This window comes from Nocardia rhamnosiphila NBRC 108938, assembly GCF_000720425.1.
Classification (GTDB): Bacteria; Actinomycetota; Actinomycetes; order Mycobacteriales; family Mycobacteriaceae; genus Nocardia; species Nocardia rhamnosiphila.
On sequence record NZ_JOAJ01000001.1, the window covers coordinates 1,918,209 to 1,924,742 of the forward strand.

Below are 6,534 nucleotides of genomic sequence, written 5' to 3' on the forward strand. Positions count from 1 at the left end.
CGGGAGTTCCGCCGACGCGGCCTCCCGCCTCACTCGATCAGCTACACCCTCGGTGTGACCGGATGGAGCAGTCGTGCCCACACGATGGAAATCAGGCGTCGCCGCCTGCGTGTTCGCGCTCGTAGCCGCAGTTGTCCAGGCCGGCGGAACCCCGTCGGCGGCGGCCACACCCACCCCGTGCCCCGATCTGTACGTCGTGGCGATCCCCGGAACCTGGGAGACCTCCGATACCGAGCCCGGCACCGGCATGCTGGCGGCGACGGTCGACCGGCTGCCGGGAAATGTGGCGGTCGACTATGTCACCTACGCCGCGACGGCCTTCCCCTGGGAGGGAGAGGTATACGGCCGCTCCAAGCAGGAGGCCACCGATCGAGCGCGCGATATGGTCGCGGCCGCGGCCCGGGCCTGCCCGGCGACACGTATCGCGATCCTCGGTTACAGCCAGGGCGCGCACGCGGCCGGTGATCTCGCTGCCGAGATCGGTGCCGGGTCCGCCACCGCGCCGGCGGAACGAATCGCACTGGTGGGTCTGATCGCCGACCCCCGGCGTTCGCCCGCGGACACCCTCATCGGCCCGGCGGTGCCCGGCGCCGGAGCGGTCGGGGCGCGGCCGGGCGGTTTCGGTGCACTCGGTCCGCGCACGTACACTTTCTGTGTCGACGGCGATCTGTACTGCGCGATGCCCGACGGCGATATCGCCGGGCGCCTGGCCGGACTGGTGGTCCAGATGTCGAATCCCGATCCGGCCGATATCGGCAGTTATCAGCGGCAGGTGGCCGCACTGTTGGGCGACGCGCTGGCCGCGGGCGGTCTCGGCCTGCTGGCCGAGGAGTTCGATGCCTCCGCCTACGAGCAGCGCCGGAAACAGATCGACGATTTCCTGAAATCCGGTGCGCACCAGAGCTATCCCGCCTATGTCGTCGACCCCGCGGGCGCGACCGCCCTGACCTGGCTGCGGCAGCGCCTGATCGAGGCGACGAACTACTGAGCACCGGCGGCGCGGTCCGGCGCGCCGGGAAGCCGGCTGTTGCCGGGCACGGTCCACCGCCGGTCCTTGATCATCCTGCGGGCCGCCCGCCGATTCCGGCCGATCAGCCGGTCCAGGTACAGGGTTCCCGCGAGATGGTCGGTCTCGTGTTGCAGACAGCGGGCCAGGTATCCGGTGCCGGTGACCGTGACGGGTGCTCCCGTCATATCCACGCCCGTCACCTCGGCCCGGTGCGCCCGGCCGGTGGGAAACCATTCCTCCGGAACGGAAAGGCACCCTTCGAGATCGTCCTCCGGGTGGGGCATGGTCTCCGGCAGCTCGGAGGTTCGCAGCACCGGATTCACCACGTGGCCGCGGTAGCGGGTCCCGGAATCGGTGAGGTCGTAGACGAACACCGCGCGCGGGTCGCCGATCTGGTTGGCCGCCAATCCGGCACCGGCGGCGGCGGTGTTGGTATCGAACAGGTCGGCGACGAAGGCGGCGAGCTCGTCGTCGAACACGGTCACCGGAACCGCGGGAGTGGTGAGCCGCGGGTCGCCGGCGATGAGGATGGGTCGCACAGTCATGCGGGCAGACTACTCAAATACGAGTACTCGTGTCAGACTGGTTCGGTGAACGAGACCCGCTTGTTCGTCCTGGCCGCCCTGGCCCGGCGCGGACCGATGCACGGCCACCAATTGCGCCGGGACGCCCGCCTGGATCGGGCCGACCTGTGGTCGCGCGTCAAACCCGGCTCGCTGTACGGCGCATTGCACCGGATGGAGAGCGAGGGCCTGGTCCGCCCGTTGCGTACCGAACAGCAGGGCGCGCTTCCCGCGCGCACCATCTACGAGATCACCGACGAAGGCCTGCGGGAATTGCGTGCGTTACGCGACGAAGCCTTCACCGAGGTCGATATCCGGCCCGATCCGGTCGATCTCGCGCTGGCCGTCGGCGACGACCTCGATCCGGAGTTGCTGCGTGGCTACCTCGAGGACCGGATCGCCGCGCTCCGTGCGATCGGCTCGCGGATGGAGCATCAGCTCGACCGCCGCTGGCCCGACCAGAGCGCCGCCGACGATCTCATCGCCGAACACGCTCGCCTGCGGATACGGACCGAGATCGAATGGCACGAAAAGGTGCTGGCCGGTATCGGCAAGCCCGGCTGATCGGTGCGGATACCGACCACGACGCCCAGGCCCCACGCTCTTCCCGTCGGTTACCCCGGATCAGCGGTCCGGGAGGCAGGTCGCCCGGCGGTGGGCGGCCCCGACAGCCCATCGTGTGGGTCGCCCGAACACCAGATGTGGAACGCGGCAGCGTAGCGTGCGGCGAGTGAGTTCTCGCGCGCATGCCCCGGCCATCGCCCGCCCCACGGCCGGGATCTCCGATGTCGACACGGCCACGACCGGCGAGATCGAAGCCCTGTTCCGCACACTGGAATCCGCGTTGGAGGCCAAAGACGCAGCAGCCTTCGACCAGCCGTTCACCGAAGACATCGTCTTCATCACGCCGGCGGGCGCGATCTACCGCGGCTGGGAAGAACTGCACGGCTACCATCGCGAACGCCTCGGTGACAGCCCGGACGCGCGAGCCCACTTCGAGATACTCGCCCTACGCCTCCTCACACCCGAACACGCAGTCGTCAACGTCGAGCAAACACTGCACACCCCGGAGTTCTCCGTCACCAACAGGGGCACCTGGGTCCTGCTCGAGCGCAACGGGACATGGTGGGCATGTTCGGTGCACAACACCAACGTTGCCGGAACGGTCGAGGTCTGATCGGCCACCTCCCCACCACCGCCTGAGCAGGTCGAAGGCACGGCGACAAAGATTCCGGCCTCAGTCGCCTCGGATACGGGCGTGGAGGTGCCTATCGTGTCGGCCGCCGTCGTGCACGGCGGTGCTGCGCTTGGTGCCCTCCGAGAGATAACCGGACTCGGTGGCGACCCGGCACGAGGCATGGTTGCGTGTCGAATGCTCCGGTTCCAGGCGGTAGAAGCAGCGCGGATCATGGACATGCTATGCGCTGACAGAGTTCATCGTGGCCGAACAGCGGTCCGGCGGCGGTCGCGGCCGGAGTGCGGCCGAGGGCTCGGAACAGCGACCAGATGGTGACCTGAGTCGCGGTCAGCACCGGTGCCCCGGCGGCCTCCGCGAGAGCCGCGGTGAGATGGTCGGTGTGCAACGCGGTTTCGGGCAGCAACACAACCTCGGCCGCCGGATGTGCGGCTCGGGTCACCAAGTCGATGATGCGGTCGTCTCCCCAGCGGGCCAGGTCGTGGTCGGTGCGGGCATTCGCGTCGACGCGGTGCACGACTGTCGCGTCCGCCTCACCGAGGTGGTTGATGAACTTGTCGGTGAAATGCGAGGGATAGACCGACGCCACACCGACCCGGGTGGCTCCGAGATGGCGGACCGCATCCTGGAAGCCGCGCAGTGTGGTCGTGCCGCGACATCGAGCGACTCGGGCGAGGGTGGTGAGTTGGCGGGTGTGGTCGTGGGCGCTGCGCAGGAAGCCGGCAGAGGTGACCGCGAGAGCGACGGCGTCGAACCGGCCCGCGGAACCATCCAGCGCGCTCGCGAGCAACGCCGGATCGCCCAGCCCGGCCGCCGCGGCCGCCAGATGATCATCGGACATGTCCGCCAGGCCGGCGGCCACGCCGGGTGGCCACCGCAGATCCACTACATCCAGTCTCGCCGGCGGTGTCACCCGCCCCAACAGCCGCTGAAAGTCCTCGATGTCGGCATTCGCCGTGGGGAAGAGCGCACCGAAACGCAACGTCGCCATCACCCCACGGTCGCACACCCGGATCGGCGGGCGCTGGACCCCCGCCCGCCTCCATTCCGAGGGCGACACCACCTGTCTTCCCCGCATGACCAGGTGACAGCAGCGGGATCTACGGCCGACGATGTCCTGGTGACCGACTCATCCGACGGCCGCGCCGGTATCGACGTGTGCTTGGTCGAACAGCTCATCGCGACACGGTTCCCACAGTGGAGCCGGCTCCCGGTCACTCCGGTCGCACACGACGGCCACGACAACCGCACCTACCGTTTGGGCGAAGAACTGACCGTACGCCTGCCGACCGCCGCACCCTACGCGTCAGGCATCACCAAGGAGAGCAGGTGGCTGCCGGCGCTGGGGCCCGCGCTGCCCCTGCGGATTCCGGTAGTACCGGCCGACGGCGCACCGGGCTCGGGCTATCCGTTCCCGTGGTCGGTGCGCCGCTGGATTCCCGGGGACACTTGGAAAACGCTTCTCACCCTCGCTCACGACCCCGTCGATCAGCGAGCACGGGCATTGATCGACGACATCCTCGCCGAGGAAACCTGAGCGTCCGGAAAGGGAACAGTCATGGACGGAATCCGGCCTCCGGAAAACCTGTTGGCCGGCCACGGCGAACGCTGCTATCTTTCCGGAAGCCGTGCAGGAGAACGAGGAGGTGGTACCCGTGAACACAGTATCGACATGGGTGCTCCCCTCCGGGGTCACGGTCGGGCGATAGGTCGTCCGGGAGCGCCGCGCGAAAGCACTCCCGAAAGGCACGACAATGCAATTCACTTCCGAACAACGCCTCGACGACGGCGTCCTCGAACGCGAATTCACGCTGGGCGAGATCCCCGGCATCCTGTGGACGCCCGGATCCGCGACCGGACCGGCGCCGCTGATCCTGGTCGGCCACCCCGGCGGATTGCGCATGATGCATCCCCGACTGGTGGGCCGGGCCAGGCACGCCGCGGCGGAGGGTTACGCCGCGGCCACCATCGAACTCCCCGGGAGCGGTGACCGGCCTCGTTCCGCCGCCGCCGAGCAGGCCCGCGCCGACCTTCGCCGGGCGCTGGAAGCCGGCGAGGCGGTCGGCGACGAGATCGTCGACCGGCTCGTTCTCCCGCTGGTCGAAAGAGCGGTCCCGGAATGGCAGGCAGCCCTGGATGCCCTCCTTTCGCTGCCCGAGATCGGCGGCCCGGTCGGGTACTCGGGAGGGGTGATCTCCATCGGTGTCCGGCTGGCGGCGGTCGAGCCGCGTATCTCGGCCGCTCTGCTGTTCGCCGGGAGTTTCGTGCCCCGCAGCATCCTCGAGGAGGCCCGGCAGGTCACCATTCCGCTGCAGGTCCTGCTGCAGTGGGACGACGAACACAACGACCGGCAACAGGCCCTGGACCTGTTCGACGCGTTCGGCTCCACAGAGAAGACGCTGCACGCCAATATGGGCGGGCACACCGGCGTCCCACAGTTCGAGGGGGACGCCGGGAACCGGTTCTTCGCCCGGCACCTGAAGTGACGCCGGCTCCCCGGGCCGGCAGCAGACGATAGCAGCTGTCGGCCGGGAGGCCCCTCACCGAGAACAGGTCCAGCCTGCCTCGACGGCGGTGACCGGCAGTTGAACAACCATCCCGGCCGGCGCTCGGACCACCAACGCTCCGATCAGCCGAACCTCCACGGCCGGACCCCACCGACGACGGCAGCTCCCGGCACCGCTGTTCGGTGTCGCCGATATCCGGCATGGGACCATATCGGTGGCGCCGCGGGATACGGTCCGGGCCCGATGCGGATGTGCGACAAGCGGAGTGGGCAGAGATGGTCGAAACTATGGTCGTGGTCGAACGGGGAGACAGGCTCGGCGAGAAATACCGGCGCCGCATCACCGAGGTGTACGTGCGCGCCTTCGCCGAAGATTTCATCGCGTTCTCGCGCGACACCGATAAGTTGGCCGACGCGTTCGAGCACATGCTGCTGCTCGAACGGTTCTACATCGCGCTCGTCGACGGCGAGCCCGCCGGCCTCGCCTCACTCACCGAGGGTGACCAGACGCTGTTCGCGCCGCGCTGGCGGGAGATCCGGCGTCACCTCGGGCCGGTGCGCGGGCTGCTCGGCTATGTGGTCATCCGGAAATGGTTCATGGCCGCATCCGACGGCGCCCGACCGGGCCTCGCCGAGATCGGGTTCGTCGCCACGGAGCCGGCCTATCAGGGGCACGGCGTCGCGACCGCGCTGCTACGCCATCTGCTGGCCCTGCCCGGATATCGCGAGTATGTGCTCGAGGACATCAAGGACACCAACGCGGCGGCGCTCAACGTCTACACCAAGCTCGGCTTCACGGTGTACAAGCGCAAAAAGGTGCGTTTCGCTCGACGCGCCGGATTCACCGAGCTCGTGTCGATGAAACTTGCACAGGACGCCATCAAGACACTCGGGTGACGAGACGCGGTCGCGGGGTCGCCGGCGGCCGAGAGCGCACGGTGGCGTCCCGGGGTCCGGGAACATTGTCGAGAAAAGTCATGCCGAGTCGTCCCTCACACACCCGGCACCTTTCCGGAAAGCGCCCTTCGCGCGTGGCATCGGTGAGTCGCTCACGGCCGGACGCGACGACGGCCATCCGGTGCGACACCCGAACCGGTGCCGCGAACCAGATGGCCGTGTGATCGATCGCCGCCGACCCGACAGGCGATCGACCCCAGCACGCACGACCGGCGATCGGTGGCCGGGCCACCGATCGCCGGTCGTACCTATCGATTCCTCATCGCGACAGCGAATCGCGCAACGCGGTCACACCCGCCCGGCG

Annotated in this window: 8 protein-coding genes; 6 read left to right on the forward strand and 2 right to left on the reverse strand. The window is 68.7% G+C overall.

The annotated features are described in order from the left end of the window. Window positions 1-73 precede the first annotated feature (73 nt). The gene (locus IG75_RS0108805) at window positions 74-988 is read left to right on the forward strand and encodes a cutinase family protein (RefSeq protein ID WP_030520686.1); all 915 of its coding nucleotides are present in this window, start codon (window positions 74-76) and stop codon (window positions 986-988) included. Here the strand turns inward: IG75_RS0108805 and IG75_RS0108810 are convergent. Next, the gene (locus IG75_RS0108810) at window positions 982-1,554 is read right to left on the reverse strand and encodes a peptide deformylase (protein ID WP_030520687.1); all 573 of its coding nucleotides are present in this window, start codon (window positions 1,552-1,554) and stop codon (window positions 982-984) included. The genes IG75_RS0108805 and IG75_RS0108810 overlap by 7 nt on opposite strands. Window positions 1,555-1,599: 45 nt before the next feature. Between IG75_RS0108810 and IG75_RS0108815 the strand changes: the two genes are divergently transcribed. Both IG75_RS0108815 and IG75_RS39550 read left to right on the forward strand, forming a co-directional pair. After that, window positions 1,600-2,136 carry a PadR family transcriptional regulator gene (locus tag IG75_RS0108815; RefSeq protein ID WP_030520688.1) on the forward strand — a complete coding sequence of 179 codons (537 nt, stop codon included), beginning with the start codon at window positions 1,600-1,602 and terminating at the stop codon, window positions 2,134-2,136. Between the two features lie 166 nt (window positions 2,137-2,302). Continuing rightward, window positions 2,303-2,749, forward strand: coding sequence for a YybH family protein (locus tag IG75_RS39550; RefSeq protein ID WP_162183780.1), 447 nt, complete (start codon window positions 2,303-2,305; stop codon window positions 2,747-2,749). A gap of 229 nt (window positions 2,750-2,978) precedes the next feature. On the opposite strand, the gene IG75_RS37255 is transcribed toward IG75_RS39550, so the two are convergent. Beyond that, the gene (locus IG75_RS37255) at window positions 2,979-3,758 is read right to left on the reverse strand and encodes an aspartate racemase/maleate isomerase family protein (RefSeq protein ID WP_051714342.1); all 780 of its coding nucleotides are present in this window, start codon (window positions 3,756-3,758) and stop codon (window positions 2,979-2,981) included. Between the two features lie 129 nt (window positions 3,759-3,887). Between IG75_RS37255 and IG75_RS0108830 the strand changes: the two genes are divergently transcribed. The 3 genes from IG75_RS0108830 to IG75_RS0108840 all read left to right on the forward strand — a co-directional run bounded on the left by IG75_RS0108830 (window position 3,888) and on the right by IG75_RS0108840 (window position 6,170). Further along, a complete protein-coding gene (locus IG75_RS0108830) occupies window positions 3,888-4,304 on the forward strand; it encodes a phosphotransferase (protein ID WP_051714343.1) in 417 nt (138 codons plus the stop codon). A gap of 217 nt (window positions 4,305-4,521) precedes the next feature. Beyond that, on the forward strand, window positions 4,522-5,253 hold the full coding sequence (locus IG75_RS0108835) for a dienelactone hydrolase family protein (protein ID WP_030520692.1): 732 nt from the start codon (window positions 4,522-4,524) through the stop codon (window positions 5,251-5,253). Window positions 5,254-5,567: 314 nt separating this feature from the next. Next, a complete protein-coding gene (locus IG75_RS0108840; protein WP_210436766.1) occupies window positions 5,568-6,170 on the forward strand; it encodes a GNAT family N-acetyltransferase in 603 nt (200 codons plus the stop codon). Window positions 6,171-6,534 lie beyond the last annotated feature (364 nt).